Genomic DNA, 25,407 nt, shown 5'->3' on the forward strand with positions numbered 1-25,407 from the left:
GTGTGGACCGGTTCAAGCGGTCTCCCCCGGCATTGGCCGCAGGATCTTCGCCATGGCTTTGCCTTTGGCGAGTTCGTCCACCAGTTTGTCGAGATAGCGGATCTCGCGCATAACGGGCTCCTCGATCTCTTCCACGCGAACGCCACAGATCACGCCCTTGATCGATCTACGAGCCGGGTTCATCGCGGGCGCCGTCGCGAAGAAGTCTTGAAAATTCGTGCCGTTCGCCAACTCCGCTTCCAGCGTTTGCTGGCTGTGCCCCGTTAGCCAACAGATGATCTCATCCACCTCGGCTTTTGTCCGACCCTTGCGCTCGGCCTTGGCAACGTAATGGGGGTAAACGCTGACGACACTGGTGGTGTAGATGCGGTGTCCTGCCATCTCTCCCTCTCAGAAATGCTACGCGGCGCGATCCAGAATCTCCGGCGATAGGTGCTTTTTCGCTTCCAGCACTTCCATTCCTACGATCCGGCCGTCGGCATCCGAGTCGCAGGTGACGGTGGGCTTCATTTTGGCTTCGCGCCTCAATTATAGGGATTTCTCCCGCGCTTTCTACGCAGACCACGCGCAAGATGCGATTGTTCCGCTCTGGTACCCTCCCAAGCGTCGCTGAACCCGCGGCGAGCTTAGATCGGGCTCAACCCACTGCGGGGCGTAAACAACCCGTTCGACCCACTCCTCCAGAATTTCTCGTCGCGCAGCACCACAAGTGCATGCCAGGTTTAGAGGAGTGGATGGCCTGCCACGTTAACGGCGCCGTTCGATCGCGTCCCAGATCATCGGCGCGATATCGGGACCACCGAAACGCTTGATCTCGCGGATGCCGGTGGGGGAGGTAACGTTGATTTCGGTGAGGTAGTCCCCGATTACGTCGATCCCGACAAAGATCATGTCGCGCTCCTTGAGCGCCGGGCCGATCGTCGCACAGATCTCCCGCTCGCGCTCAGTGAGTTCGCTGAGTTCTGGTCGGCCGCCCACATGCATGTTGGACCGTGCCTCGCCCTCGGCCGGCACTCGGTTAAGGCCGGCAACCGGCTCGCCATCGATAAGGATGATGCGCTTGTCGCCTTTGCGCACATCCGGCAGATATTTCTGCACCATGAAGGGCTCGCGGAAGCTCAACTCGAACAGTTCGATCAGGGACGCCAAATTGTGATCGCCTTCTTGGAGGAAGAATACCCCCGCGCCGCCATTGCCGTAGAGCGGCTTTAAGATGATGTTGCCATGCTCGCGCCGGAACGCGCGGATCATCTCGCGGTCGCGCGTCACCAGCGTGGGTGGCATGAGTTCGGGAAAGTCCGTGACCAGGATTTTTTCGGGCGCATTGCGCACCGCCCCCGGCGGGTTCACCACCAGCGTCTTGGGGTGAATGCGCTCGAGCAGATAGGTGAGCGTTGTGTAGTTCATGTCGAAGGGTGGGTCCTGGCGCATCAGCACCACGTCCTGGCTGGAGAGATCCACCCTGGCGGCTTCCCCCAGCTCAAAATGCTCACCCTTGGGCTTGTCGGCAACCGTGATGGGTTGGCCGAGCGCGCTCACCACATCGCCCCGTAGCGCCAGCGTGTCGGGCGTATAATGGAGCAATTGATGCCCCCGTGCCTGTGCCTCCAGCATCAGGGCGAAAGTGGAATCGCCCAAGGGATTGATCGAGGCGACATGGTCCATCTGGACCGCAACTTTGAGGCTCATGGGATCTCTGACATTAGCTGGCGTCGAAGGCGTTGATGACATGGCGCGGCCAACGCCAAGGCGCAAGGAAAATCACGTCGAAGCGGAAACGGCGGTCAGCCTCCTTGGGGTGGCGAGCCAACCAATATTGCGCCGCCTGGACGATGCGCCGCTGGTTGACGGCATGTAGCGCCTCGACCTCACTCCCGGCGCGTCCACGCGCCTTGACCTCCACGAACACCACCGTGCCCCAGCGTTCGACAACAAGATCGATCTCACCCACGGGCGCTTTGTAGCGGCGGTCTCGGATGCGGTAGAGCTGCAGTTGGAGAAAGAGTGCGGCCCACCATTCGCCGCGATGGCCGATCCGTTCGGCCAGACGCCGCGCCGGGCTCTTACTGTGCGGCTTTGAGGGCAAGCGCGGCATCATAGACTTCCTTGCGCTTGAGCCCGAAACGGCCGGACACTTCATCTACCGCTGCGCGCAACGGCTGATCCAGCATGGCTTGTTCCAGCGCCGCCTGCCAGTCTTCCGCCGCCGGAGCGCTGGGCGCGGCGGCGCCGCTGACCACGATCACCGCCTCACCCTTGGTTTCGCTTTCGGCGAAGATCGGCGCCAGCTCAGCTAGGGAGCCTCGATGCACCCGCTCGAAGCGTTTGGTGAGTTCAAGGGCGACGACGGCCTGCCGCTCACCCCAGACATCCGCCATCGCAGCAAGAGTGCCGTCCAGTCGTCGCGGCGACTCGTAGAACACCAGCGTTTCACGTGAATCCCTAAGCCGCTCGAGCGCATTGATCCGTGCGCCAGCCTTGGACGGCAGAAAGCCATGAAACGCAAAGGCGTCGGTTGGCAGGCCCGCGATCACCAGCGCCGAGAGTAGCGCCGAAGCCCCCGGAATGGGAAAGACCGGCAGTCCCGCCTCGGCCAGTGCCCGGATCACCGGAAAGCCGGGATCCGAGAGCAGGGGCGTGCCCGCATCGGAGATCAGCGCGATGGTCTCGCCACGCGCGATTCTCTCCACGATATCCCCGGCCTTGTCGCGTTCGTTATGCTCATGCAGCGCCACCCGCCGGCCCTTGATGCCGTAATGGTCGAGCAGGCGCGCCGATTGCCGCGTGTCCTCACAAAGGATGGTTCCGGCAGCGGCCAATGTTTCGAGTGCGCGCAGAGTAATGTCGCGCAGATTGCCGATGGGCGTTGCGACCACATAGAGGCCGGGCGCCAGCGAAGGCGCCTCGAACTGGTGTCCGGAGATAAAGTAGCGGGCACCGCTCTCGCTCATGATCCGCCTTGTCGTCTATTGTGGCCGAAGTGCTGCGCTAAACGCTAACAGTCCGCTAGCACTTTGTCGCCTTAAGCTGCGAGGTCCGCAACCACCGCGTCGAGCACCGGCCAGCCGCGATCCGTCACCCGGATATTGCCGTTGGGCAAGGTTTCCACGAACCCATAGCCCTTGAGCGTATCGATCTGCCGCGGGCTGATCTGCCGGCCGGAAAGCGCCGTGAACCGCGCGGGCGAGATGCCTTCCTTGAGCCGCAGGCCCATCACCAGGAACTCGTCGCCCTGTTCTTCCCAGGTCAACACGTCATCAACGACCATGCCATGGCCTTGCGCCTGCACCTTTTTCTGCCACTCAAAAGGCAGTTTCTCGGCAGCGGTTGCATGCCGCACATTGTTGATCATCAGCCGGCCATGGGCGCCCGGCCCGATGCCGGCATATTCGCCATAGCGCCAATAAAGCAGGTTATGGCGGCTTTCCTGCCCGGGAACTGCGTGATTGGAAATCTCATAAGCCGGCATGCCCGCGGCGGCGGTTAGATCCTGCGTCAACTCGTAGAAGTCGGCCGCCAGATCCTCGTTGGGCATCTGCAGTTTACCGGCATTGAAGAGGTCGAAGTAGCGCGTCCCCTGCTCGATGGTCAGTTGATAAAGGCTGACATGCCCCCGTGCGAGCCACAGGGCTTCCTTGAGCTCGTCTTCCCAATCTTCCAGCGTCTGGTGCGGGCGGGCATAAATCAGGTCGAAGCTCGAACGTTCGAACACGGACTGGGAAATGCGCACGGCGGCAATGGCTTCATCGACGGTGTGACGCCGACCCAGTTCGGCCAGCGGCTTTTCCCGCAGCGACTGCACACCCAGCGAGACCCGGTTGATCCCCGCCACGCGGAAACCCTTGAAGCGATCCACCTCGACGCTGGTGGGATTAGCCTCGAGGGTGATCTCGGCGTCGCGGTCGATGGTCCAGTGGTCGGCGATGGCATCGATGATGCGGCCTGCGGCACTGGGGCTCATCAGCGACGGGGTGCCACCGCCAAAAAAGATCGACTGCACCATGCGTCCGGGGGCCAGCCGCGCGGCGTGAGCGATCTCGGCTTCATAGGCTTCGACGAACCGGTCTTCATCGAACGGGCCACGATGCACGTGCGAGTTGAAGTCGCAGTATGGGCACTTGGCGGCGCAGAACGGCCAATGCACATAAACCCCGAACATGTCGTTGGGATTAGTGATCAATCTGGTTCTCGACGAATTTGGCAAAGGAACGGGCGCGGTGGCTCAGCCCCTCTTGGCCGGGGGACCAGGAATGCTTCACCTCGGGCGCCATCTCGCCAAAGGTGATGTCGTAGCCATCGGGCATGAAAACTGGATCGTAGCCGTGCCCCTGATCGCCGCGCGGCGGCCAGACCAGCGTACCGTCACAGCGACCATTATAGATGACGTCGCGGCCGTCGGGATGGGCCAGGCAAAGCGTAGCATTGAAGAAAGCGCGCCGCTGCCCGGGCGAAGTGGCATTGGCCGCCTGCAGCGCATCTTCCACCCGCTTCATGGCGTGGTTGAAGTCGCGTGGTACACCTGCCCAATCGGCAGTATAGACGCCGGGGTCGCCGCCCAGTGCTTCGACGCAGAGCCCTGAATCGTCGCTCAGCGCCAGCATGCCCGAAGCCTTGGCCGCAGCATGCGCCTTGATGCGGGCATTTTCCTCAAAGGTGGTTCCGGTCTCATCGGGCTCGGGCAGATCGAGCTGGGCAGCAGACACCAGCTGCAGCCCATAAGGTTCGAACAGCTCCTGGAATTCCCGGAGCTTCCCCCCATTGTGGGTGGCGAGCACGAGGCGATCACCGGGGCGCAGGCGCGGGATCGTACTCACGATTGCAGCGCCGCTTGCTGGATTTGGGTTAACTCGCCAATGCCCTTTTCAGCGAGAGCCATCAGGCTCTCGAGCTCGGCTCGGCTGAAGGGGGCGCCTTCCGCCGTACCCTGAATTTCCACGAACTGTCCCGAGCCGGTCATCACGAAATTGGCGTCGGTATGGGCCTCGACATCCTCAAGATAGTCGAGGTCGAGCAACGGGGTACCGCGATAGATGCCGCAGGAGACAGCACCCACCGAATCCTTGAGCGCCGCCCCCTTGGTCAGCTTCCGTTCATCCATCCATTTGATGGCGTCGGCCAGCGCGACATAGGCGCCGGTGATCGAGGCGGTGCGGGTGCCCCCATCGGCCTCGAGCACGTCGCAGTCGAGCACCACCTGGTTCTCACCCAGCAGCGTCAGGTCCACCACCGCGCGCAGGGACCGACCGATCAGCCGCTGGATTTCCTGAGTGCGGCCGGATTGCTTGCCAGCCGTTGCTTCGCGGCGGGTGCGCGTACCGGTAGCACGCGGCAGCATGCCGTATTCGGCGGTGACCCAGCCCTGACCCTTGCCGCGCAGCCAACCGGGGATGCTGGTTTCGACCGAGGCCGTCACCAACACTTTGGTGTTGCCAAAGCTGACAAGGCACGAGCCCTCGGCCTTTTGGGCAACATGTCGCTTGATGGTCACGGCGCGCATCTGGTTGGGTTCACGTCCGGAAGGCCGCATGGGCAAATCACCTCAAGGGAAGTCGGGAAATTCTCGTTAACCGCGTCTTAACCCTCCGGAGCCCGGCTCACAAGCGCTGCTGGCTTGGCGTAGCGCCGCAATGGGCCTAAATGACTGGGCAGGGTTAAAGCGGAAGATTTTATTCAAGCACATGATCAAACCGCCCGAAGACTTTCTCAGCGTGCTGAATGCCCGCAGCCAGGAGATTTTCCGCAAGATCGTCGAGCGCTACCTGGAAACGGGAAGCCCCATCGGCTCGCGCGATCTCAGTCGCATGCTCGAAGTGGGTCTGTCTCCCGCTTCGGTGCGCAATGTCATGGCGGACCTCGAAGATCTTGGTTTGATCGCTGCACCGCACACCTCAGCGGGGAGGGCGCCGACGCAGGAGGGCCTCCGCTTTTTTGTCGATGCGATGCTGGAAGTCGGCGCGGTCGATGAACGCGAACGCGACCAGATCGCGCGCTCCATCCAGGATCGGCAGCGTGGCCAAGTCGAGGACGTCTTGACCGAGGCCAGCCAACTGCTGTCGGGGCTCAGCCAGGGTGCAGGCGTCGTCATTGCCACCAAGTCTGACATGGTGTTGCGCCACCTCGAATTCGTGCGCCTTGACGCTACTCAAGCCATGGCCATCCTAGTGGGGGCAGACGGTCAGGTGGAAAACCGGCTCATGCCCCTCCCGGCAGGTCTCACCGCAAGCGCCCTGCAACAGGCGAGCAATTATCTCGCCCACCACGTCGTCGGTCGCACTATTTCCGAGGCGCGGAGATCACTGGCCGAGCAGAGGGCGCAACAACGTGCCGAACTTGATGAGTTGACGCAGAAGCTGGTGGACGATGGTATCGCCACGCTCAGCCAGCCTTCGTCGATTGCCAGCCAACCTACCGTGATCGTGCGCGGTCGCGCCAACCTCATCAACGACGCCATGGCTTCCGACGACCTCGCACGCATGCGGCAGCTATTCGATGAGCTGGAAAGCAAAGACGGCCTGCTCGAACTTCTGGGGGATGCCGAAGAGGCCCAGGGCGTCCGCATCTTCATCGGCTCGGAGAATAAGCTGTTCTCCCTTTCGGGATCGTCGGTGATCCTATCTCCCTACAAAGACGCCAACGACAAGGTGGTCGGCGTGTTGGGTGTGATCGGCCCAACGCGCCTCAACTATGCGCGCATCGTGCCGGTGGTGGACTATACCGCCAATGTCATCACTGCCATGCTGGCTCGCAAACGCGGTGGCGGTTAGCACGGGAAGGGTTGAAAAGCTGACCTGATTGCCCGATATGCCGGGTTAAATTGCCAACCAGAATTGCGGAACCGAACAATGATGAGCGACGAGAACGCCGCCTCGGGCGAACTGCCTGAAGTCGAAACGCCAGAGGTTGAAGAGACGGAAGTCGACCCCCTAGAGGCGCTCCGCACCGAGAATGCCGAGATCAAGGACCGGCTCCTGCGCACCATCGCGGAGATGGAGAACCTGCGCAAGCGCACGGAGCGTGATGTCAACGATACCCGCTCCTATGCGATTGCCGGTTTTGCCCGCGACATGCTGAGCGCCACTGATGCGCTGAGCCGCGCCTTAATGGTGCTGCCTGCCGAAGCCCGGGAGTCGAGCGACCCCACGGTCAAGTCGCTGGTCGAAGGCATTGAGATGACCGAGCGCGAGATGCAGCGGCTTCTGGCCAAGCACGGCGTCAAGCCGATCGAGGCCGAGGGTCAAAAGTTCGACCCGCACAAGCATCAGGCCATGTTCGAGGTCCCCGATCCCAGCAAGCCGGAAGGCACCGTGGTCCAGGTCGTGCAGGCCGGCTACGCCATCGGCGAGCGTGTTTTGCGGCCGGCAATGGTGGGCGTTGCCAAGGGTGGCCCCGGCCAGGCTCCCGCAGACGAGGCCGTCGACAAGAGCGCCTAGATGGAAAGCCCCTTTCGAGGGGCTTTTTTCTTGGCGCTAGCCCAGAATTTCCTTGCTGGCGACACGCACAACCCCAGCTCCTTTCATGTCCGCCCAAGCCCGCTCGAGTGAGCCGGCATTATCGATTCCTCGCGTGGCATCTTCGATCACAGTCACACCGAAGCCGCCGGCCACCCCATCCAGCGCGGTCCAGGCCACACAGAAGTCCGCCGCCAGACCCACCACATAGAGCCGGCCGACATCACGCTCGTTGAGATAGCCGGCAAGCCCAGTGAGAGTGTCCCGGTCCGCCTCCTGAAAGCCTGAGTAGGAGTCGATCAATCGGTTGTAGCCCTTCCGGATGATCAGTTGGGCATGCGGAATATCGAGGTCTTGGCTGATCTCAGCGCCATGGCTGCCCCAGACGCAATGGTCCGGCCAGAGCACCTGTGTGCCATAGTCCAAATCGACGGTCTCGAAGGCGCTCTTGCCAGGATGTTGGGTGGCAAAGGAGATGTGGTCGGCTGGGTGCCAGTCCTGGGTCAGCACCACATTGGTGAAGCGCTTCGCCAGCGTGTTGATCAACGGCACGATCTCGTCGCCACCTGCCACCGCTAGGCTCCCGCCGGGTAGGAAATCGTATTGCATGTCGACCACGATCAGGACGTCGTCGGGCGCGATAGCAAGGCTCATGGCAGCTTTCCTTAGGTTCTGATCCACTCCGCCCGCATCAGGCCACGCACGGAATTGCCGAGCCAGATTGCCTCGGCTTGCTCAAGATCGGCAAGGGTGAGGACCCGCTCTTTCGCCCTGCCGCTCGCGAGCAATTCGGCCCGCAGCGTGCCCGGCAGCAAGCCGGACGAGAGGGGCGGGGTCAGCAGCATGCCGTCACGCTCAACGAAAAGGCTGGTGATCGAGCCTTCGGTCACCTCGTCTCGCTCGTTCAGGAACACTACCTCATCCACGCCAAGTTCGGCATGTGCCTGTTGCCGCGGAGCGTCGTAGAAGGCGCGGTTCGTGGTCTTGTGGCGCAGCCAAACACTGTCCGAAGCGAGGCGGTCGGGCGCCAGGGCAAACCGGAAGACTGGTGGATTGGGCGGCAGTTCAGTGCCGGTAACTACGATGCCGTCGATGCCCAATGTCAGGCGGACTCGCATCCGCGCGCTCGTGTAACCCGCGGCTGCCTTCGCTAATTCCAGCTCTATCTCTGCGCGATCAAACGGCAGGCTGAAATGAGCCGCCGAACCGGCGAGGCGCTCCAGGTGCCGGTCAAGCAAGGCAAACTCTTGGCCGGGCTCCCAAAGCAAGGTCTCGATCAACGTGACGGGTCCGGAGTCGGAAAAGAATGCCATCTTGAGCAGCGCCTCACGATATTCGTCCTCAACCAGGCTGTCGGCGACGATGCCGCCGCCGATGCCAATCTCGCCCACGCCATCCTTGTCGATCACAGCCGTGCGGATGGCGACGTTGAGCATGAGATCGCCGCCGGGGGCGAAGTAGCCGATGGACCCGGTATAGACGCCACGTGGCTCGGCCTCGAGATCGGCGATGATTTCCATGGCGCGGAGTTTTGGCGCGCCGGTGATGGACCCGCACGGAAAGAGATTAGCGAGCAAATCCGTGGTGCCGATGCCGGGCTTGCGCCGCGCCATGATGCCGGAGGTCATGGTGTGGAGCGTGGGATAGGTTTCGACCGTGAAGAGGTCCGTCACCTTGACCGACCCCACTTCGGCGATGCGGCCGAGATCGTTGCGCAGAAGGTCAACGATCATCAGGTTCTCGGCCCGGTTCTTCTCGTCGGCGGCAAGGGCCCGCCGTGACGCCATATCCTGAGCCTCGGTAGCGCCGCGCTTGAGCGTGCCTTTCATTGGGCGCGCCGAGAGCTTGCCCCCATTGCTGGCCACAAAAAGTTCCGGGGAACGGGAGAGCACCCACTGCTCGCCCGTATTGATGAGCGCGCCGTAAGCGACCGGCTGCTGACGCACCAGCTCACGATAGAGCGCCACCGGGCTTCCTTCGAGGCGAAAGCCGGACTTGAAGGTGAGATTGACCTGATAAGTGTCGCCCGCCGCAATCAGCTCTTGTACCCGGCCGAACTGCTGGCTGTAGGTGGCCAAATCGACGCGCGGGATCACCTCCAGCACTCGGCCGGATTGGCCGCCCGCAGCGGCCAGCAGCAGGGCTTCTGCTTCCTCCGGCGTTAGCTGGTGGGGCCCTTTGTAGAGCCCGAGCCAGAGGAGGGGCGTGGCGCTGCATTTCCCAAGCCGTGCCTCCAGCCGTTCCTCGAAGAGAAAGCCCAGTTCATAGCTCAAGAACCCGGCGGCCCAGAGACCTTCGGATGAAACACTTTCCAGCCGCGCCAGCGCTTGCCGCGCGGCTTCGGAATCCCAGGCGCAGAGGACCTCGACGGGGTCCACGAACAGCAGGTTACGCCCCGAGGGGGAAAGGGTATCGTGGAGCAGCACTGTACCGGGGGCGAACATGACTTGGTTTCTAGTGGGTTGCTGTGGGGAAGAAAAGTTCGACACGACACATGGCCGATGCGGCTGCTCACCGCGGTGAAAAAGCAAGCTCGGAGGTGGCAAGAAACTCCCATCGGCGTGCTTGAAGCCTTTCGGCACCCCCCCTATATACGCCCCAAGCCCAGCAACGGGCGCATTTTTCAAGTGCAAGGGAAACCCGGCCACACGGCCACAGAGACTGCTTCGCGAGAGGGGTTTCACGAAGGGTTTTGCTGAAAGAGAGGCTAGAGTAATGGCTAAAGTCATCGGTATCGACCTGGGCACCACCAATAGCTGCGTCGCAGTGATGGACGGCTCCAATCCTAAGGTTATTGAAAACGCGGAAGGGGCGCGTACCACCCCCTCGATGGTTGCCTTCTCCAAGGATGGCGAGCGTCTCGTGGGCCAGCCGGCCAAGCGCCAGGCGGTCACCAATCCCGAAGGCACCCTGTTTGCCGTCAAGCGCCTAATCGGGCGCCGCTTTGACGACCAGGTGGTCAGCAAGGACAAGAACCTCGTCCCCTTTAAGATCGTCAAGGCCGACAATGGCGACGCGTGGGTAGAAGCCTCGGGCGACAAGTATTCGCCCTCGCAGGTCTCGGCCATGATCCTGCAGAAAATGAAGGAAACCGCTGAATCCTATCTCGGCGAGACCGTCACGCAGGCCGTGATTACCGTTCCCGCGTACTTCAACGACTCGCAGCGCCAGGCAACCAAGGATGCCGGCAAGATCGCGGGCCTTGAAGTGCTGCGCATCATCAACGAGCCGACTGCGGCCGCGCTGGCCTATGGCCTCGACAAGAAGAACACTGGCACCATCGCGGTCTACGACCTTGGCGGCGGCACCTTCGACGTGTCGATCCTCGAGATCGGCGACGGCGTCTTCGAAGTAAAGTCCACCAATGGCGACACGTTCCTGGGTGGCGAAGACTTCGACATGCGCCTGGTCGACTATCTCGCCGACGAGTTCAAGAAAGAGCAGGGCATTGACCTTCGCTCCGACAAGCTCGCCCTGCAGCGCCTCAAGGAAGCTGCGGAAAAGGCCAAGATCGAACTCTCGAGCTCGACCCAGACCGAAATCAACCTGCCCTTCATCACCGCCGACGCTTCGGGCCCCAAGCACCTGACGCTTAAGCTCAGCCGCTCCAAGCTCGAATCGCTGGTCGAGGATCTGATCCAGAAGACCATCGAGCCGTGCAAGCAGGCCATGAAGGATGCCGGCGTTTCGGCCAGCCAGATCGACGAAGTCGTGCTGGTGGGCGGCATGAGCCGCATGCCCAAGGTCCAGGAAGTCGTCAAGCAGCTCTTCGGCAAGGAACCCCATAAGGGCGTGAACCCCGACGAAGTGGTGGCACTTGGTGCTGCCATCCAGGCCGGCGTTCTGCAGGGCGACGTCAAGGACGTGCTGCTGCTCGACGTGACCCCGCTGTCGCTGGGTATCGAGACGCTGGGTGGCGTGTTCACCCGCCTGATCGATCGCAACACCACGATCCCGACCAAGAAGAGCCAGGTGTTCTCCACCGCCGAGGACAATCAGGGCGCCGTGACCATCCGCGTGTTCCAGGGTGAACGCGAAATGGCTGCGGACAACAAGCTCCTGGGCAATTTCGACCTTGCCGGCATTCCCCCCGCTCCGCGCGGCGTGCCGCAGATCGAAGTGACCTTCGACATCGACGCCAATGGCATCGTCAACGTCTCGGCCAAGGACAAGGGCACCGGCAAGGAACAGCAGATCCGCATCCAGGCCTCGGGTGGTCTCTCGGATGCCGACATCGAAAAGATGGTCAAGGAAGCCGAGCAGAACGCTGATGCCGACAAGCGCAAGCGCGAGGCGGTTGAGGCCAAGAACCAGGGCGAATCGCTGATCCACTCGACTGAAAAGTCGCTCAAGGAATATGGCGACAAGGTTTCAGCCGAGGACAAGGCCGCCATCGAGACCGCGATCACCGACCTGCGCGGTGTGCTCGAGGGCGACGATGCCGAGGCCATCAAGGACAAGACCGAAGCGCTTGCCCAGGCCTCGATGAAGCTCGGTGAGGCCATGTACAAGGCCAGCCAGGCAGAAGCGGAAGCCAAGGCCAGCGGCTCGGAGAACAGCGACGACGATGATGATGTCGTTGATGCCGACTTCGAAGAGGTCAAGGACGACGACCAGAAGTCTGCTTAAGAGCTTCGGTTCGACGAAAAAAGGCCCGGCGCAAGCCGGGTCTTTTGCTTTGTGATGCGACCATGTTCCACGTGAATCATGAAATCGGCGCAATGCAGTCCAACTTCCCGCCCATTGGCGCGTTCACCTCAACGTCACAAAAGCCCTGGGGCCGCGCATGAGCGAACAGTCCGCACCAACATCTGCCGACGCTGGGATTAGCCGGCTGGCACAGCTGATAAATGGCGATGCCATGAGCCGGCTCGATGCCGACATGAAACATGTGCTGGACGCGATGACGCAGCTAGGGGCCCGTCCACTCGAATATAGCTCGCCACAGTCGGCGCGGCGGCAACCGAACTTTACCGATGCAGTTCGTAGCATTCTGTCCCGGCAGATGCGGGGACCGCAGGATGGTGGAGTGGAAACCGAGAACCTCACCATCGATACTGGCGAACAGCAGCTCTCGGTTCGTCTCTACAAACCCGTGGGTCTCCTCAATCGGCTCAATCCAGCTGTGCTGTTCTTCCATGGCGGCGGTTTTGTCACCGGCAGCCTCGACAGCAATGACGACTCGGCACGGGCGATCGCGCGACGTACTGGAGCGCTGGTGATCTCCGCCGGCTATCGACTAGCGCCCGAACACAAGTTCCCCGCAGCCCATGAGGATGCGTGGCAGGCCTGGCGCTGGGTGCTGAGCGAAGCCGGTTCCCTCGGGGTGGACCCGCGTCGCTTGGTGGTGGCCGGCGAAGACGCTGGTGGCAACCTAGCCGCCAATGTTGCGCTGCGGGCGCGAGACGAGCGAACCATCCAGCCGCTCCACCAATTGCTGATCCATCCCATTGCCGGCAGCGATTTGGGCACTCCGTCCTACAATGACTGCCAACGCGTGCGTCCCATCGGGCTTGCCGCGATGCGCTGGCGCTTCCGGCACCTCCTCGAAGAGCAGGACGCCATCCATGATCGGCACATCGATCTGGTATCGCGCAGCGATTGGGCTGGGGTTGCGCCAGCGACCATCATCCTTGCGGGCGTCGATCCGCTTCGCTCCGAAGGGGAAGCCCTAGCCGACGCGCTGGAAAGCGCTGGTGTATCGGTGCAGTGCCGGATGTACCAAGGCGTGACGCAGGGCTTTTTTGGGCTCGGTCTCATGGTGACCAAGGCGCTCTTTGCCCAGGCCGACGCCGCCGACATTCTCGCGCGGGCCGTTGCGCCCAGCCGACGCAGCTAAGCACGTCCCTCGGTTGCCCCTATGCGCCGCACTTGCTAAGAGCGGCCCCATGTTGGTTTCTCCTTGCAGCGACTCCCGACCCCTTGCGGGGCGCGGGGTCGATTGCCATCTAGGAGGAGCTTGGGGCTTCCAGTGATGCGGCGCTGCGCGCTTGACCGCGCGCCCGCAAGGCTTTCGGAGACGAATACTTGGCTAAACAGGATTTCTACGAGGTGCTTGGCGTCGCCAAGGGCGCCGACGATGCGACGCTCAAAAGCGCCTATCGCAAACTCGCCATGAAGCACCACCCGGACCGCAATCCGGGGGACACCGCCGCCGAGGCGAAGTTCAAGGAGATCAGCGAGGCTTACGACACGCTCAAGGACCCGCAAAAGCGCGCGGCCTATGATCGGTTCGGCCATGCCGCCTTCGAGAATGGTCGCAGCGGCGCTGGATTCGGCCCCGAGTTTTCGTCCTCCATGTCCGATATCTTTGAGGACATTTTCGGCGACTTCATGGGCGGCGGTGGTCGCCGTGGCGCCGGCGGCGGCGCATCGCGCCTGCGCGGCTCGGACCTGCGCTATAATCTCGAAATCAGCCTTGAGGAAAGCTTCGAAGGGCGCACGGTCGAAATCGATGTGCCGACGCTGGTGGGCTGCACCACGTGTGAAGGCTCAGGCGCCAAGCCGGGTACCGGCACGCACACCTGCCGCCAGTGCAATGGCCACGGCAAGGTTCGCGCCGCCCAGGGCTTTTTCACCATTGAGCGCACTTGCCCCGTCTGCCAAGGCCGCGGCGAGATGATGGACCAGCCTTGCACCGACTGCGGTGGCCAGGGCCGCCGGCAGGAAAATCGTAAGCTGAGCGTCGATGTTCCCAAGGGCATCGAGGACGGCACCCGCATCCGGCTGGCCAATGAAGGCGAGGCAGGGGTACGGGGCGGCCCTCCGGGTGACCTCTATATCTTCGTCTCCATCAAGCCGCATGATCTTTTCCAGCGCGACGGCGCCGATCTCTTCGCGCGTATTCCCATCTCCATGAGCACCGCCGCCCTGGGCGGTGAATTTGAAGTGCCGACGCTCGACACCCTGCGCGCCAAGGTGAAGGTGCCCGCCGGTACGCAACCGGGGCAGCGGGTTCGCCTCAAGGGCAAGGGCATGCCGGTCCTGCGCAGCAAGGACATCGGCGATCTCTATGTCCAGCTCGATATCGAGACACCGCAGAACCTCTCGCGCCGGCAGCGCGAACTGCTCGAAGAGTTCGCGCGCCTCGAGACCCAGGAGACCAGCCCGACCTCCGACGGCTTTTTCGACAAACTCAAGAAGATGTTCGAAGCCTGAGCTCCGCATCTCTCGGCAGTCGTGTGAAGGCGGCCCAGGATACGCCGGCGCTGTTTGGAAGCGCCGGCCGTGGGAGGCCTGCTGACTACTCCGTCGGCATCTGGCTCATGTCCATCCAGAAATGCTCCCAGGTGTGCCCATCCGGGTCGGCAATGGCGCGTGAGTACATGAAGCCCATGTCCTGGCGCTCCCGCGTTTCGCGGCCCCCCGCTGCCAAGCCCCGCTCCGCGATCTGGTCCACCGCATCCCGGCTGTCGCAGGAGAGGGCATAGAGCGCCTGCCGCTGCTCCCGGGCATCGGGGATTGGCAAGTCGGAGAACTGCCGGAACTTGGCATGGGTCAGCACCATCACATAGATGGTGTCGCTGATCACCATACAAGCGCCAGTGTCGTCGCTGAACTGCGGGTTTTGGCTGAAGCCGAGCGCCTTGTAGTAGGCGATGGCGGTGTCGAGATTGCTTACCGGTAGATTGACGAAAATCATAGCAGGCATGATGTCTCCTTCCTGATGGGGCGAGACTAGCGTCTCGCTCGTGACTCTGCACCTCCGACGATTGGGTGGTGGCATATTCGACAGGCTGCGAGGAAATGGATGAAGACAGCGCTTACCCTCTCGGGCTCCATCCGCACCGGCTCGATCAACCGCCGCTTGCAAGCGCATATGGACCGCAAGCTCACAGCCGCAGGTGTCGAGGTGACATCGCTCAGCCTTGCCGACTTCCCCATGCCCATCTTCAACGAGGACCTAGAGCCCGATCATGTTCCCGAGGCGGCGCCGCGCTTGGCTGAGCTCTTTCGGAGCCATGACATCGTCTTTATCGCGACGCCCGAGTATAATGGCGGTCTGCCGCCGCTCCTCGTCAACACCATCTCCTGGCTCAGCCGGCAGCGGCCCAGTCCATTTCGCCACCCCCTCTTTGCCATAGGCGGGGTAAGTTCGGGCAAGTACGGTACCATCTTCGCTCTCAGCCATTTGCGCGATACGCTCTCCAAGATCGGCGCGTTGGTGGTGCCCACCTTGCTCGGCATCGGGCCCGACGAGCAGGCTCTGGACGCCGAGGGCAATCCGACCGAACCAGCGATCCAGCGCAAAATCGACCAGATCGTCGCCGATTTGCTGCGCTATGGCGTCAATTGATGACACGAGCCCTCTACGTCACCCATCCACAAGTTGAGATGGACCCAGATGTGCCGGTGCCGCGCTGGGGCCTCTCGGCAGAAGGCCGCCACCGCGCCGAAGCCTTTGCCCGGAGCGGCGTAGTGCCTCCCGGTGCCAAGGTTTTCGCGAGCGATGAGCGGAAGGCGATGGAGCTTGCCGTACTGATCGCGCTCGCGGCCGGCACTGAGTTCGCCAGCGACCACCGCATGGGCGAGAACGATCGCAGCGCGACGGGCTTCCTGCCGCCACCCTTGTTTGAAGCCACAGCCGACCGTTTCTTTGCCCAGCCGGAGGAGAGTGCGGATGGTTGGGAACGAGCAATTGACGCGCAGCGTCGCATCGTCGACGCGGTCGGTCGTGCCCTCGCTAATGTCCCATCCGGCACCCATGCGATCTTCTGTGGCCACGGAGCCGTCGGCACGCTGCTGAAATGCCACCTGGCCAATCGGCCGATCAGCAGGAGAGAGGATCAGCACCATGCCGGTCCCGGTGGCGGCAACTGCTTCGTCTTCGACACAGATTCTCCCAAGCTCCATACCGACTGGATGCGCATGGAGGATCTGTCCCCCGGCTGGATGTGCTAGCGCGCTTGCGCCTCTGGGGGCCATGCTCTATCGCGGAGCCACATCACGATGGAGGAGAAGCCATGCCCGGTCAGTTGATTGTCGGCCTCGACGTTGCGTCACGCGCCCGCGCTGAGGAGATCGTCGCGCTCCTGGGCGATAGCGTCGATTACTACAAGATCGGCTACCAGTGCTTCTATGGCGCTGACGGCTATGCCCTGGGCAAGGCTCTCCTGGCCGAGGGCAAGAAGGTGTTTTTCGATCTCAAGCTCCTCGACATCGACAACACGGTTGAAAAAGGGGTGGCCGCGATCGCCGAGACCGGCGCGACCATGCTGACCGTCCATGCCTATCCCAAGGCGATGCGCGCCGCGGCCAAAGCTGCAGCGGGGTCAAACCTTTCGGTGCTCGGCGTTACGGTCCTCACCTCCATGGATGATGCCGACGTGAAAGACGCCGGCTACGCCAAGGACGCTGCGGGGCTCGTGGCGTTGCGGGCGCAACAGGCGCGCGATGCGGGTATCGGCGGCGTGGTCGCATCGCCCCATGAAGCCGAGATGGTCCGCACTATCGTGGGCCCTGGGCTTTCCATCGTCACCCCCGGAATTCGGCCGGCGGGGGCCGAGAAGGGCGACCAGAAGCGCGTCATGGGTCCAGCCCAGGCACTCGCCGCTGGGGCCACCCACCTGGTCGTCGCTCGTCCCATTATCGAGGCGCCCGATCCCCGCGCCGCGGCGGATGCCATCCGCGCCGAAATAGAGAGTGGTGGCACGCGCCTCGCATGACGCGCTTTTCCGCCTGCATCGACATGCTGTTTACCCACGAAACGGTGGAGGTAGCGCAGCGCATCTATCTCGCCAAAGCAGCGGGTATTGATGCCGTCGAGTTCTGGTTCTGGTCCAACAAGGACCTCGACGCCATCGCGGCGGCTCTGGATGCAACGGGGCTGCCGCTGGCCGGACTTGTCGCCGAGCCCTTCGCCACCCTGACCGACCCCGATGACCACCAGCGCTTTCTCGACGGCCTAGCCACCAGTCTGGACGTCGCGCGAAGGCTCGGAGCCCCGGTGCTGATTGCGCAGGCAGGGCCGGAGCGCGATGGGGTCTCCCGCACGCAGCAGCGCGACGCCCTCACCGAAGCACTGGCTCGGTCAGCCAAAGTTCTGGCCGGCTCGGATGTGCGCTTGGCGGTGGAGCCTCTCAACACCCTGGTGGATCACCCCGGCTACTTCCTGCCCAGCACAGCTGAAGCGCTCGACATTATCGACGATGTGGCCCGGCCGGAAATCGCCATCCTCTACGATCTCTACCATTCCATCGTGATGGGCGAGCGCACCGAAGAGGTCCTGGCGGGACGCGTCGACCGCGTCGCCCATATCCACGTCGCCGATCATCCTGGGCGCCAGCAGCCCGGCACGGGACACTTGCCGCTCAAGCGCAGCCTCGACTGGCTCGTGGGACAGGGCTATGCCGGCTATTGTGGTCTCGAGTTTCGGCCAAACGGAGACACTTCCGCCGCCTTGGAACAAACCCAAGCCATTCTCGGCTGAACTAGCCCGCCAGCCCATGGGCGCGGGTGAGCTCGGTCAGCGCAATCTGCGGACGCGCGCCGAAATGGCTGATCACTTCCGAGGCGGCGAGACACCCGGTCTTGAGCGCAGAGTCCAGTGTCTGTCCGCGCGCGATGCCTAAGAGGAAGCCCGAGGCGAAAAGGTCGCCGGCGCCGGTTGCATCCACCACCTTGTCGACGGGGAAGGCGGGCACCGAGATCACCTCCCCATTGTGGATCGCCATGGCGCCATCGGCGCCCATGGTGATCGCCGCCAGCTCGGCATCCACCGCAATCTGCCGCACAGCCTCGCCCAAATCCTGGGTCTGGTAGAGCGATCTCAGCTCGTGCACATTTGCGAAGACATAGTCGATGGTCTTGGACCGGATGAGGTCAAGGAATTCGGCGCGATAGCGGTCGACGCAGAACGGATCCGACAGGGTGAAGGCCGCGGCTCGCTCGTTCTTGTGTGCGTAGTGCGCGGCAAGCACGAAGGCTTTCTTGGCTTCCAGCGGATCCCAAAGAAAGCCTTCCATATAGGTGATTGCCGAGCCGCCGATTTCGTCCTCGACAATGTCGGCTTCGGTCAGCTGCTGGCAGGCACCCAGATAAGTGTTCATGGTCCGCTCGCCGTCTTCTTCGGAAACGAAGATCATTGAGCGCGCGGTAGGCGAGCCATGGATCAGCCGCTCGGTACCGTAATGGACTCCGATATCCTTGAACTCGGCCTCAAAGAAGTCCCCCAGTTCGTCCTGGGCCACCTTGCCGACAAAGGCGGCGCGGCCGCCCAGCGAGGCAACACCGGCTGCCGTGTTGGCCGCGCTGCCGCCCGAAATCTGCTGCTTGTCGGCTGACATGCGGCCATAAAGGTCAAGCGCCCGGTCGGCCTCGATCAAGTGCATGATGCCCTTCTTCATGCCCTCCGCCTCGATAAAGCCCGCCTCCACCGGCGCAATGATGTCGACAATGGCATTGCCGATGGTGAGGACGTCGAAGCGGGTCTGGGTCATGCAAGGGTCCGGGCGCGCGGGAAAAGGCCGGGAGCCGGTTTAGAGGATCGCTGGCACCGGCGCAACCAAGCTAGTCCTGCCCGATGATCTCGCTGATCAGCGCTTCGAGATCCTCGCCCGCCTCCATGGCAATCTGCCCATCGAGCAGCAACACGGCGAGTCCATGGACCCGCGCCCAGGCAGCGAGGGCTGCCACGCGGGTCTCGCCGACATCGCCACCAGTGATATGGCGCAGCGTCCGATAGGCTGCATCCGCCGCTATGCGGAGGCCCGGCCGCTTGTCCTTGCGCAGTTGCGGCGAAAACATCAGCCGGAAGAGGTTGGGGTTTTCCAGCGCGAACTTCACATAGGTCTTGCCCATCGCCGCCATGGGATTGTGCGGCTGGCTTGCCGCCACCGTTTCCATGGCCAGAGTAAACCGCTGGAAGCCGGTCACCGCCAGCGCCTCGAGGAGCGCCGCCCGGCTATCGAAGTGCCTATAGGGGGCCGCGGGAGAAACACCGACGGCGCGAGCCAGATCACGGAGACCCAGCCCGGCTTCTCCTTCCTTAGCCAAAATGATGAGCGCGGCTTCCAGCAGCGCCTGCCTGAGGTTGCCATGATGATAAGGGGAGTTAGACGATGTTGACATTGTTTACTTCGTGCCTGACTGTGTAAACACTGTCAACTTTAGGCGTAATGTGACTATGCTAGACCTCGTCCTCGCCATTGCCCACCATCTTGCGGTTTTCACCCTGGCTGGCGTGCTAGCTGCCGAGTTCGCCTTGGTACGGCCGGGGCTTGCGGGCGCCACTATCCGGCAACTCGCGGGGCTCGACGCCGCCTATGGCGCTATTGCCCTGCTGGTGATCGCAATTGGCGTGCTCCGGGTTTTCTTCGGCGCCAGCGGTGTCGAGTTCTACCTTTCCAACCATTCCTTTTGGGGAAAGATGGCGGCCTTCATCGCGGTGGGGCTACTCAGCATTCCGCCCACTCTCAAATTCCGCAGCTGGGCCAAGTCACTCGCGAGTGAACCCAGTTTTGTGCCATCGGCAGGAGACCTGACCACGGCTCGGCGCTTTGTGCACCTGCAGGCGGGGGTCTTCGTCCTGGTCCTGATCTTCGCCGCTGCCATGGCGCGCGGCTATGGCGTGACCTAGATCCGCTGGCTGGATGTCTTAGGAGCCGGGGTCTTCGGCTTATAGCGGCACCACTGGGCAATAGGGCAGCGCCAGCATTCGGGCGTTCTTGCCTTGCAGATATAGCGTCCGTGCAAAATCAGCCAATGATGCGCATGCAGTAGATAAGGCTTGGGCACCACTTTAACCAGGACTTGCTCCACAGCCAACGGATTAGCTCCTGGCGCCAGCCCCGTGCGGTTGCCGACGCGAAAAAGGTGCGTATCCACGGCAATGGTGGGCTGCTTGAACCAGATGTTGAGCACCACATTGGCCGTCTTGCGCCCCACGCCTGGGAGCGCCTCGAGCGCCTCGCGCTCTTCTGGCACTTCGCCGCCGTGCCGTTCCAGCAATTGCTGCGCCAGCGCGTAGACATTCTTGGCCTTGGTGCGAAAGAGCCCGATGGTCTTGATCAGGTTCTCGATGCGCTCGACCCCTAGAGCCACCATGGCTGCCGGGGAGGGCGCCAGGGCAAAAAGCTGCTTGGTTGCCTTGTTCACGCCCGCGTCGGTTGCTTGTGCTGAAAGAACAACTGCAACCAGCAGGGTAAATGCATTGTTATAGTCGAGTTCACCCTTGGGATCTGGCTCGATCTCGTGGAAGCGGCGGAAGATCGCCTCGATGTCAGCCTTGGGCAGGCTCTTCACTTTTTGGGGCTGCACCATGGTCTTGGGCTCGAATCTGCGGCTATAGTTAATCAACGAGACTGCCATGCCGATGCAAGCCACAACAACACAGCCCCTGTTCTCGGCCAAGCTGACGCCACACCGTTCGCTCGATGCGCGCGGTAAGCGCATCGTTATTGCCCTGGTGGCCGGGCTGGCACTGATACCCGGTTTAGCTTTCTTTTCCCTGGGTGCCTGGCCGATCGTCGGCTTCATGGGGCTCGATGTGGTGGCCATTGCCGTGGCGCTCCATGTCTCGCTGCGCCAGGGCAAGCGCTGCGAACAGATAACGCTCTGGCCCGACCAACTCGAAATCCTGGCCATCGACGTCAATGGCAGCCGCGACCTGCGTCGCTTTGATCCAAAGCAGGTGCGCCTCTTGCTCACGCGCGATGAAAACGAGAAGACGCAGACCATGTGCCTGCGCAATGGCAAGGAAGCCATTGAAATCGGCGTCTTTATGCATCCAGATGAAAAGTCGAGCTTCGCTCGAGCTTTCGGCACGGCCTTGCGCCGGGCGCGCGTGGCGGCTTGAGCGCCTGTCAAAACCGGGTCGCCTCACACGTCGGGTTCCCCTAGTGAGCACCCAGGCATCACTGCTAGTGTGGGTGCACCAAGATGAACCAGATCACGCCTTTTTCCGCTGCGGATGATTACGACATCATCCGTTCAGCCATTCGCTACCTGTCCGAGAACGGGCCGGACGTTGCCGATCTGCCCGGCTTTGCCCGCGGGGTGGGGTTGAGCGAGCGGCAGCTTACCGACCTTTTCCGGCGCTGGTGTGGGCTCTCTCCCAAGAGTTTCGCGCAAGCCGTCGCTCTTGATCATGCCAAATCGCTGCTGCGGGCGCAGGAAAGCGTGCTCGACACCACCTATGAGGTGGGCCTGTCATCGACCTCGCGGCTGCATGATCTCTTCGTCACCTATGAAGCCATGCCCCCCGGCGTTTTCCGCGCCGGCGGAGCAGGATGCGACATGATGTGGGGCGTGGCGCCGTCGCCCTTCGGCACGGCGGTCGCCACGGCCACTGAATACGGTATCTCGGGCCTGGGCTTTGCCGACGCCGATACCACGATCGAGCAGGCATTTCAGGATCTGGCGCGACGCTGGCCCAATGCGCGGTTTCACCGCGAGGATGCCCGCTTGGCGCCGTTGGTCGCGCAGATTTTTGAGCCCAGCCGGTGGTCGGCGGAGCAGCCGGTCCGCGTGGTGCTGATCGGCACCGATTTCGAGGTGAAAGTCTGGGAGACGCTGCTTAAGATCCCGGTGGGACGTGCCACCACCTATCAGAGCGTCGCCAACCAGATCGGCCGTCCCACCGCTTCGCGCGCAGTTGGCGCCGCCGTGGGCAAGAACCCGGTTAGCTTCGTTGTGCCCTGTCATCGGGTGGTGGGGGCCAGCGGTGCGCTCACCGGCTATCATTGGGGCGTGCCGCGCAAGCGCGCGATCTTGGGGTGGGAGGCAGGCGTTATTTCCGCCCGCCACTGAGTTTCACGTGAATCCTGCTGCTTACGCAGGTGCGTGCAGCGTCACCTTGCGCTCGAGCTTGCCGTCGCCGCCGATCTCGTAAACGGTCGGTTCGCCGGTAGCAATCTCGCGGGCGAGGATCTCATCGGGCGTCAGTCCCTCGATCGCCATCACGAGTGCCCGCAGCGAATTGCCGTGGGCAGCAATAAGGACGGTCTTGCCGGCCTGCAGCTGGGGCAAGATCTCGCTTTCGTAATAGGGCAGGGTGCGGGCCGCCGTGTCCTTGAGGCTCTCGCCACCCGGAGGCGGTACATCATAGGACCGGCGCCAGATATGGACCTGCTCTTCGCCCCATTTTTCGCGCGCATCGTCCTTGTTGAGCCCGGCGAGATCCCCGTAGTCCCGCTCATTCAGCGCAATGTTGCGGGTGATGGTGACATTGTCGACGCCCATCTCCTCAAGCATCAGGTCGAGCGTGTGCTGTGCCCGACGCAGGGCGGAGGTGTAGTAGAGGTCGGGCACGATTCCGGCCCCTTTGATGGCCTTGCCCGTAGCGCGGGCCTCCTCGATGCCTTTCTCCGTTAGGTTCGGATTGCGCCAGCCGGTGAAGAGGTTCTTCAGGTTCCACTCGCTCTGGCCGTGCCGCACGAGGATCAAAGTGCCGGTCATCTGTCTGTCCTTGTCAATCGTTAAGGCCGAGCACGTCGGCCATGGAATAAAGTCCGGGTGCCTGTTCATGCGCCCAAAGCGCTGCCCGCAGGGCGCCGTTGGCAAAAATCGCCCGGTCCTCGGCACGATGGCTGAGTTCCACCCGTTCCGACGGGCCGGCCAGGATCACCGAGTGATCGCCCACAACAGTGCCGCCACGCAATGTTGCAAAGCCGATCGTACCGGCTTCCCGCGGCCCGGTATGGCCGTCGCGAACCCGCACCGAATGCTGCTTGAGGTCGATCTCCCGGCCCGCTGCTGCCGCTTCGCCCAGCATCAGGGCAGACCCGGAAGGCGCATCGACCTTCCGCCCATGGTGCATTTCAAGGATCTCGATGTCGTATTCGGCCAGCGCCGCTGCCGCCTTTTTGACAAGGCTTGCAAGCAGCACCATGCCCATCGAGAAATTACCGGATTTCACGATCCGCGCCCCAGCCTGCGCAGCCTGAGTAACCGCGCGATCATCGGCCTCCGAGCAGCCGGTCGTGCCGATGATATGGACCAAGCCTTGAGCGGCCGCTGCCTGGGCGTGTTCCACGGTTGGGCCAGGAGCGGTGAAATCGATGATAACGTCGGCGCCTTGCACCGCAGCCGCAAAGTCGGAGGTCACTTCCACGCCCAGCGGCTCCAGCCCAACAAGGCTCCCGGCGTCACGTCCGGCTGCGGCCGAGCCGGCGCGTTCCAATGCCGCATGCAGTTCCAAATGCGGGTGCGCGGTGACGGCGCGGATATTGGCCGCGCCCATGCGTCCGCCGGCTCCGGCTACGACAACCTTCAAACCCGCCATCTGCAATTCCCCTATTCGCACGGTCTCTTAGCAGCGCCATGAACAAACGCCAACCGCTGCACCCGGCTCCAGCTTGTGCTAGTCTACTGCTTCGCGACACTGCAGAAGGATGCTCTATGACCATCACCAATGCCCTCGCCGCCATCGCCGTGGAAGACGTTGCGGATGCACTCGATTTCTACGAGGTGCTGTTCGGGCGCGCTCCCGATGCCAGGCCCATGAATGATGTGGCCGAGTGGAAGACGGCGGCAGGAGGCTGGGTCCAGGTGGTCACAGATGCGGACAGGGCTGGTGCCTCCATGGTCACGCTCATTGTCGGCGATCTCGCCGAAGAGCTGGGCCGGCTGAGCCTGCATGGCTTGACGCCGGTCGCCAAGTCGGTCGGCGATTTTTTTAAGACGGCCAAGTTTCGTGACGGGGATGGCAACCAGATCATCCTCAGCCAGCCGCAGCCGGGCACCTATTAGACGCGCCGCAACTGCACATCCTCGATCAGATGGTCCTTGCCCTTTTTGAGGATCAGGTCGGCACGGCCGCGCGTCGGCAGCACGTTGTCCAGCAGATTGGGCAGGTTAATCGTCCGCCACACCATGCGGGCGAACTCACCCGCTTCCGCGTCGTCCATTTCGGCGAAGCGACGGAAAAACGAATTGGGGTCGCGAAAGGCGGTATCGCGCAGCCGGAAGAACCGCTCGATGAACCAGGCTTCGAGGTCCTCCGTCTCGGCGTCGATATAGACGGAGAAGTCGATGAAATCCGAAGCGAAAAGGATCGGGCGGCCGGTCTTGGGAAGTTCGCCCGGTTGGAGAATATTGAGCCCCTCGACAATGAGGATATCGGGCCGGTCGATGGCGATCTCACTACCCTCCACGACGTCGTAGACAAGGTGTGAGTAGACCGGCACCGTCACATTGGCCTTGCCTGACTTGATATCTGCCAAAAACTGCACGAAGCGGCCGCGGTCATAGCTCTCGGGAAAGCCCTTGCGCTCCATGATGCCGCGCCGGGTCAGCTCGGCATTGGAGTAGAGGAACCCATCGGTGGTGACGAGGTCGACCTGGGGACTAGCCGGCCAGCGCTGCAGCAACGCCTGCAGGATGCGCGCGGTGGTCGACTTGCCCACTGCCACCGAACCCGCGACGCCGATGATAAACGGCACCTTCTGGTCGGGCTTGTCGAGAAAGCGCGTGGATACGCGATGGAGACCCTGGATGGCCTCCACATAGTAGGAGAGGAGCCGCGTCAGCGGCAGGTAGACTTCCTCGGCTTCCTCGAGCGAAATCGGATCGGACAGCGTGCGCAGGCGCTCGATGTCGGCTGCGCTCAGCGTCATGGGCTGGCCATCACGCAGTGCGCTCCACTCGGCCTTGGTGAAGTGATGATACGGCGCCGGAGCGGAACGGGCGGCGGCGTTCACGGCGTTGTCCTCGCAGCCTTTTCGGCAAGGCCGGACTGCACCGTTCGCTGGTCCAGCTCGGCCATGACTTCGCTCAACGGCACCTCGGCGGCGCGCAGCACGACGAGGAGATGATAGAGCACATCGGCAGATTCCTTGACGAGCTCGGGCCGGTCGCCGGTAACGGCCGCAATCACCGCTTCGGTAGCCTCCTCACCCAGCTTCTGGGCCGCCTTGTTCATGCCGCGGGCGATGAGCTTGGCGGTGTAGCTCTCCTCGGGCGAGGCTTCGGCCCGGGTCGCTATGCGGGCTTCGAGTTCTTCAAGCGTCATCCGGCGGTC

General features: G+C 62.6%; 31 protein-coding genes. 13 read left to right on the forward strand and 18 right to left on the reverse strand.

The window, feature by feature from the left end; translation table 11 throughout:
• Positions 1-12: 12 nt before the first annotated feature.
• The 8 genes from QOV41_RS00840 to rph all read right to left on the reverse strand — a co-directional run bounded on the left by QOV41_RS00840 (position 13) and on the right by rph (position 5,527).
• The gene (locus QOV41_RS00840) at positions 13-381 is read right to left on the reverse strand and encodes a DUF2200 domain-containing protein (RefSeq protein ID WP_284578882.1); all 369 of its coding nucleotides are present in this window, start codon (positions 379-381) and stop codon (positions 13-15) included.
• Positions 382-399: 18 nt separating this feature from the next.
• Complete coding sequence (locus QOV41_RS00845) at positions 400-510, reverse strand: DUF2283 domain-containing protein (RefSeq protein ID WP_284578883.1); 111 nt, start codon at positions 508-510, stop codon at positions 400-402.
• Between the two features lie 237 nt (positions 511-747).
• Positions 748-1,689: a glutathione synthase gene (gene gshB, locus QOV41_RS00850; RefSeq protein WP_284578884.1), complete on the reverse strand. Its 942-nt coding sequence runs from the start codon at positions 1,687-1,689 to the stop codon at positions 748-750.
• 13 nt (positions 1,690-1,702) lie between these two features.
• On the reverse strand, positions 1,703-2,095 hold the full coding sequence (locus QOV41_RS00855; RefSeq protein WP_284578886.1) for a YraN family protein: 393 nt from the start codon (positions 2,093-2,095) through the stop codon (positions 1,703-1,705).
• On the reverse strand, positions 2,064-2,951 hold the full coding sequence (rsmI, locus tag QOV41_RS00860; protein WP_284578888.1) for a 16S rRNA (cytidine(1402)-2'-O)-methyltransferase: 888 nt from the start codon (positions 2,949-2,951) through the stop codon (positions 2,064-2,066). The genes QOV41_RS00855 and rsmI overlap by 32 nt, the downstream gene beginning before the upstream one ends.
• Before the next feature lie 71 nt (positions 2,952-3,022).
• Complete coding sequence (gene hemW, locus QOV41_RS00865) at positions 3,023-4,180, reverse strand: radical SAM family heme chaperone HemW (RefSeq protein ID WP_415926734.1); 1,158 nt, start codon at positions 4,178-4,180, stop codon at positions 3,023-3,025.
• Positions 4,170-4,814 carry a non-canonical purine NTP pyrophosphatase gene (locus QOV41_RS00870; protein WP_284578890.1) on the reverse strand — a complete coding sequence of 215 codons (645 nt, stop codon included), beginning with the start codon at positions 4,812-4,814 and terminating at the stop codon, positions 4,170-4,172. The genes hemW and QOV41_RS00870 overlap by 11 nt, the downstream gene beginning before the upstream one ends.
• Positions 4,811-5,527, reverse strand: coding sequence for a ribonuclease PH (gene rph, locus QOV41_RS00875; protein ID WP_284578892.1), 717 nt, complete (start codon positions 5,525-5,527; stop codon positions 4,811-4,813). Before rph ends, QOV41_RS00870 begins: the two co-directional genes overlap by 4 nt.
• A 151-nt stretch (positions 5,528-5,678) precedes the next feature.
• On the opposite strand from rph, the gene hrcA reads away from it, so the two are divergent.
• The gene (gene hrcA / locus QOV41_RS00880) at positions 5,679-6,764 is read left to right on the forward strand and encodes a heat-inducible transcriptional repressor HrcA (protein ID WP_284578893.1); all 1,086 of its coding nucleotides are present in this window, start codon (positions 5,679-5,681) and stop codon (positions 6,762-6,764) included.
• An 81-nt stretch (positions 6,765-6,845) separates the two neighbouring features.
• Positions 6,846-7,430 (forward strand): nucleotide exchange factor GrpE, encoded by a 585-nt coding sequence (gene grpE / locus QOV41_RS00885; RefSeq protein WP_284581410.1) that lies wholly within the window; start codon positions 6,846-6,848, stop codon positions 7,428-7,430.
• Positions 7,431-7,466: 36 nt separating this feature from the next.
• Here grpE and pncA read toward each other — a convergent pair whose 3' ends face one another.
• Together pncA and pabB are read right to left on the reverse strand one after the other, a co-directional pair.
• Positions 7,467-8,102, reverse strand: coding sequence for a bifunctional nicotinamidase/pyrazinamidase (gene pncA, locus QOV41_RS00890; RefSeq protein ID WP_284578895.1), 636 nt, complete (start codon positions 8,100-8,102; stop codon positions 7,467-7,469).
• Between the two features lie 11 nt (positions 8,103-8,113).
• Positions 8,114-9,892, reverse strand: a complete 1,779-nt coding sequence (pabB, locus tag QOV41_RS00895; protein ID WP_284578896.1) for an aminodeoxychorismate synthase component I — start codon at positions 9,890-9,892, stop codon at positions 8,114-8,116.
• A gap of 271 nt (positions 9,893-10,163) precedes the next feature.
• Between pabB and dnaK the strand changes: the two genes are divergently transcribed.
• The 3 genes from dnaK (at position 10,164) to dnaJ (ending at position 14,606) form a co-directional block, all read left to right on the forward strand.
• Positions 10,164-12,077: a molecular chaperone DnaK gene (gene dnaK / locus QOV41_RS00900; RefSeq protein WP_284578897.1), complete on the forward strand. Its 1,914-nt coding sequence runs from the start codon at positions 10,164-10,166 to the stop codon at positions 12,075-12,077.
• Between the two features lie 157 nt (positions 12,078-12,234).
• Complete coding sequence (locus tag QOV41_RS00905) at positions 12,235-13,287, forward strand: alpha/beta hydrolase (protein ID WP_284578898.1); 1,053 nt, start codon at positions 12,235-12,237, stop codon at positions 13,285-13,287.
• A 188-nt stretch (positions 13,288-13,475) separates the two neighbouring features.
• A complete protein-coding gene (dnaJ, locus tag QOV41_RS00910) occupies positions 13,476-14,606 on the forward strand; it encodes a molecular chaperone DnaJ (RefSeq protein WP_284578900.1) in 1,131 nt (376 codons plus the stop codon).
• 85 nt (positions 14,607-14,691) lie between these two features.
• Here the strand turns inward: dnaJ and QOV41_RS00915 are convergent, their stop codons facing one another.
• Positions 14,692-15,099 carry a VOC family protein gene (locus tag QOV41_RS00915; protein WP_284578901.1) on the reverse strand — a complete coding sequence of 136 codons (408 nt, stop codon included), beginning with the start codon at positions 15,097-15,099 and terminating at the stop codon, positions 14,692-14,694.
• A 99-nt stretch (positions 15,100-15,198) separates the two neighbouring features.
• Here QOV41_RS00915 and QOV41_RS00920 point away from each other — a divergent pair, with 99 nt between their 5' ends.
• The 4 genes from QOV41_RS00920 to QOV41_RS00935 all read left to right on the forward strand — a co-directional run bounded on the left by QOV41_RS00920 (position 15,199) and on the right by QOV41_RS00935 (position 17,877).
• Entirely contained in the window at positions 15,199-15,744 is a 546-nt protein-coding gene (locus tag QOV41_RS00920) for an NADPH-dependent FMN reductase (protein ID WP_284578902.1), read from the forward strand.
• Entirely contained in the window at positions 15,744-16,349 is a 606-nt protein-coding gene (locus QOV41_RS00925; RefSeq protein WP_284578904.1) for a histidine phosphatase family protein, read from the forward strand. Before QOV41_RS00920 ends, QOV41_RS00925 begins: the two co-directional genes overlap by 1 nt.
• Positions 16,350-16,411: 62 nt before the next feature.
• Positions 16,412-17,113 (forward strand): orotidine-5'-phosphate decarboxylase, encoded by a 702-nt coding sequence (gene pyrF / locus QOV41_RS00930; RefSeq protein ID WP_284578906.1) that lies wholly within the window; start codon positions 16,412-16,414, stop codon positions 17,111-17,113.
• Positions 17,110-17,877 (forward strand): TIM barrel protein, encoded by a 768-nt coding sequence (locus QOV41_RS00935; protein ID WP_284578907.1) that lies wholly within the window; start codon positions 17,110-17,112, stop codon positions 17,875-17,877. The genes pyrF and QOV41_RS00935 overlap by 4 nt, the downstream gene beginning before the upstream one ends.
• A 1-nt stretch (position 17,878) precedes the next feature.
• Here the strand turns inward: QOV41_RS00935 and QOV41_RS00940 are convergent, their stop codons facing one another.
• Positions 17,879-18,886 carry an adenosine kinase gene (locus QOV41_RS00940; protein WP_284578908.1) on the reverse strand — a complete coding sequence of 336 codons (1,008 nt, stop codon included), beginning with the start codon at positions 18,884-18,886 and terminating at the stop codon, positions 17,879-17,881.
• A gap of 70 nt (positions 18,887-18,956) precedes the next feature.
• Positions 18,957-19,517, reverse strand: coding sequence for a TetR/AcrR family transcriptional regulator (locus tag QOV41_RS00945; RefSeq protein ID WP_284578910.1), 561 nt, complete (start codon positions 19,515-19,517; stop codon positions 18,957-18,959).
• Positions 19,518-19,572: 55 nt separating this feature from the next.
• Here QOV41_RS00945 and QOV41_RS00950 point away from each other — a divergent pair, with 55 nt between their 5' ends.
• Positions 19,573-20,025, forward strand: coding sequence for a DUF2214 family protein (locus QOV41_RS00950; protein WP_284578912.1), 453 nt, complete (start codon positions 19,573-19,575; stop codon positions 20,023-20,025).
• Here QOV41_RS00950 and nth read toward each other — a convergent pair.
• Positions 20,022-20,708 (reverse strand): endonuclease III, encoded by a 687-nt coding sequence (gene nth / locus QOV41_RS00955; protein WP_284578914.1) that lies wholly within the window; start codon positions 20,706-20,708, stop codon positions 20,022-20,024. The two genes, QOV41_RS00950 and nth, sit on opposite strands and share 4 nt — an antisense overlap.
• Before the next feature lie 46 nt (positions 20,709-20,754).
• Between nth and QOV41_RS00960 the strand changes: the two genes are divergently transcribed.
• Together QOV41_RS00960 and QOV41_RS00965 are read left to right on the forward strand one after the other, a co-directional pair.
• Positions 20,755-21,243 carry a DUF2244 domain-containing protein gene (locus QOV41_RS00960; protein ID WP_284578915.1) on the forward strand — a complete coding sequence of 163 codons (489 nt, stop codon included), beginning with the start codon at positions 20,755-20,757 and terminating at the stop codon, positions 21,241-21,243.
• 83 nt (positions 21,244-21,326) lie between these two features.
• A complete protein-coding gene (locus QOV41_RS00965) occupies positions 21,327-22,196 on the forward strand; it encodes a methylated-DNA--[protein]-cysteine S-methyltransferase (protein ID WP_284578916.1) in 870 nt (289 codons plus the stop codon).
• A 21-nt stretch (positions 22,197-22,217) separates the two neighbouring features.
• On the opposite strand, the gene QOV41_RS00970 is transcribed toward QOV41_RS00965, so the two are convergent.
• Positions 22,218-22,844: a 2,3-bisphosphoglycerate-dependent phosphoglycerate mutase gene (locus tag QOV41_RS00970; protein ID WP_284578918.1), complete on the reverse strand. Its 627-nt coding sequence runs from the start codon at positions 22,842-22,844 to the stop codon at positions 22,218-22,220.
• A 13-nt stretch (positions 22,845-22,857) separates the two neighbouring features.
• Positions 22,858-23,676, reverse strand: a complete 819-nt coding sequence (dapB, locus tag QOV41_RS00975) for a 4-hydroxy-tetrahydrodipicolinate reductase (RefSeq protein WP_284578920.1) — start codon at positions 23,674-23,676, stop codon at positions 22,858-22,860.
• A gap of 110 nt (positions 23,677-23,786) precedes the next feature.
• Between dapB and QOV41_RS00980 the strand changes: the two genes are divergently transcribed.
• Positions 23,787-24,137 (forward strand): VOC family protein, encoded by a 351-nt coding sequence (locus tag QOV41_RS00980; RefSeq protein WP_284578921.1) that lies wholly within the window; start codon positions 23,787-23,789, stop codon positions 24,135-24,137.
• Here the strand turns inward: QOV41_RS00980 and coaA are convergent.
• Together coaA and QOV41_RS00990 are read right to left on the reverse strand one after the other, a co-directional pair.
• Positions 24,134-25,087, reverse strand: a complete 954-nt coding sequence (coaA, locus tag QOV41_RS00985) for a type I pantothenate kinase (protein ID WP_284578922.1) — start codon at positions 25,085-25,087, stop codon at positions 24,134-24,136. The two genes, QOV41_RS00980 and coaA, sit on opposite strands and share 4 nt — an antisense overlap.
• Positions 25,084-25,398: a phosphoribosyl-ATP diphosphatase gene (locus QOV41_RS00990; protein ID WP_284578923.1), complete on the reverse strand. Its 315-nt coding sequence runs from the start codon at positions 25,396-25,398 to the stop codon at positions 25,084-25,086. The genes coaA and QOV41_RS00990 overlap by 4 nt, the downstream gene beginning before the upstream one ends.
• Positions 25,399-25,407 lie beyond the last annotated feature (9 nt).

The organism is Devosia sp. RR2S18, assembly GCF_030177755.1.
GTDB classification, from domain to species: Bacteria; Pseudomonadota; Alphaproteobacteria; order Rhizobiales; family Devosiaceae; genus Devosia; species Devosia rhizosphaerae.

What these genes read in the sequence shown, in the direction of transcription:
- QOV41_RS00840 (WP_284578882.1), bottom strand. Translation starts at nt 381, where the DNA reads ATGGCAGGACACCGCATCTACACCACCAGTGTCGTCAGCGTTTACCCC.
- QOV41_RS00845 (WP_284578883.1), bottom strand. Translation starts at nt 510, where the DNA reads ATGAAGCCCACCGTCACCTGCGACTCGGATGCCGACGGCCGGATCGTA.
- gshB (WP_284578884.1), bottom strand. Translation starts at nt 1,689, where the DNA reads ATGAGCCTCAAAGTTGCGGTCCAGATGGACCATGTCGCCTCGATCAAT.
- QOV41_RS00855 (WP_284578886.1), bottom strand. Translation starts at nt 2,095, where the DNA reads ATGCCGCGCTTGCCCTCAAAGCCGCACAGTAAGAGCCCGGCGCGGCGT.
- rsmI (WP_284578888.1), bottom strand. Translation starts at nt 2,951, where the DNA reads ATGAGCGAGAGCGGTGCCCGCTACTTTATCTCCGGACACCAGTTCGAG.
- rph (WP_284578892.1), bottom strand. Translation starts at nt 5,527, where the DNA reads ATGCGGCCTTCCGGACGTGAACCCAACCAGATGCGCGCCGTGACCATC.
- hrcA (WP_284578893.1), top strand. Translation starts at nt 5,679, where the DNA reads ATGATCAAACCGCCCGAAGACTTTCTCAGCGTGCTGAATGCCCGCAGC.
- grpE (WP_284581410.1), top strand. Translation starts at nt 6,846, where the DNA reads ATGAGCGACGAGAACGCCGCCTCGGGCGAACTGCCTGAAGTCGAAACG.
- pncA (WP_284578895.1), bottom strand. Translation starts at nt 8,102, where the DNA reads ATGAGCCTTGCTATCGCGCCCGACGACGTCCTGATCGTGGTCGACATG.
- pabB (WP_284578896.1), bottom strand. Translation starts at nt 9,892, where the DNA reads ATGTTCGCCCCCGGTACAGTGCTGCTCCACGATACCCTTTCCCCCTCG.
- dnaK (WP_284578897.1), top strand. Translation starts at nt 10,164, where the DNA reads ATGGCTAAAGTCATCGGTATCGACCTGGGCACCACCAATAGCTGCGTC.
- QOV41_RS00905 (WP_284578898.1), top strand. Translation starts at nt 12,235, where the DNA reads ATGAGCGAACAGTCCGCACCAACATCTGCCGACGCTGGGATTAGCCGG.
- QOV41_RS00915 (WP_284578901.1), bottom strand. Translation starts at nt 15,099, where the DNA reads ATGCCTGCTATGATTTTCGTCAATCTACCGGTAAGCAATCTCGACACC.
- QOV41_RS00920 (WP_284578902.1), top strand. Translation starts at nt 15,199, where the DNA reads ATGAAGACAGCGCTTACCCTCTCGGGCTCCATCCGCACCGGCTCGATC.
- QOV41_RS00925 (WP_284578904.1), top strand. Translation starts at nt 15,744, where the DNA reads ATGACACGAGCCCTCTACGTCACCCATCCACAAGTTGAGATGGACCCA.
- pyrF (WP_284578906.1), top strand. Translation starts at nt 16,412, where the DNA reads ATGCCCGGTCAGTTGATTGTCGGCCTCGACGTTGCGTCACGCGCCCGC.
- QOV41_RS00935 (WP_284578907.1), top strand. Translation starts at nt 17,110, where the DNA reads ATGACGCGCTTTTCCGCCTGCATCGACATGCTGTTTACCCACGAAACG.
- QOV41_RS00940 (WP_284578908.1), bottom strand. Translation starts at nt 18,886, where the DNA reads ATGACCCAGACCCGCTTCGACGTCCTCACCATCGGCAATGCCATTGTC.
- QOV41_RS00945 (WP_284578910.1), bottom strand. Translation starts at nt 19,517, where the DNA reads ATGTCAACATCGTCTAACTCCCCTTATCATCATGGCAACCTCAGGCAG.
- QOV41_RS00950 (WP_284578912.1), top strand. Translation starts at nt 19,573, where the DNA reads ATGCTAGACCTCGTCCTCGCCATTGCCCACCATCTTGCGGTTTTCACC.
- nth (WP_284578914.1), bottom strand. Translation starts at nt 20,708, where the DNA reads ATGGTGCAGCCCCAAAAAGTGAAGAGCCTGCCCAAGGCTGACATCGAG.
- QOV41_RS00960 (WP_284578915.1), top strand. Translation starts at nt 20,755, where the DNA reads ATGCCGATGCAAGCCACAACAACACAGCCCCTGTTCTCGGCCAAGCTG.
- QOV41_RS00965 (WP_284578916.1), top strand. Translation starts at nt 21,327, where the DNA reads ATGAACCAGATCACGCCTTTTTCCGCTGCGGATGATTACGACATCATC.
- QOV41_RS00970 (WP_284578918.1), bottom strand. Translation starts at nt 22,844, where the DNA reads ATGACCGGCACTTTGATCCTCGTGCGGCACGGCCAGAGCGAGTGGAAC.
- QOV41_RS00980 (WP_284578921.1), top strand. Translation starts at nt 23,787, where the DNA reads ATGACCATCACCAATGCCCTCGCCGCCATCGCCGTGGAAGACGTTGCG.
- QOV41_RS00990 (WP_284578923.1), bottom strand. Translation starts at nt 25,398, where the DNA reads ATGACGCTTGAAGAACTCGAAGCCCGCATAGCGACCCGGGCCGAAGCC.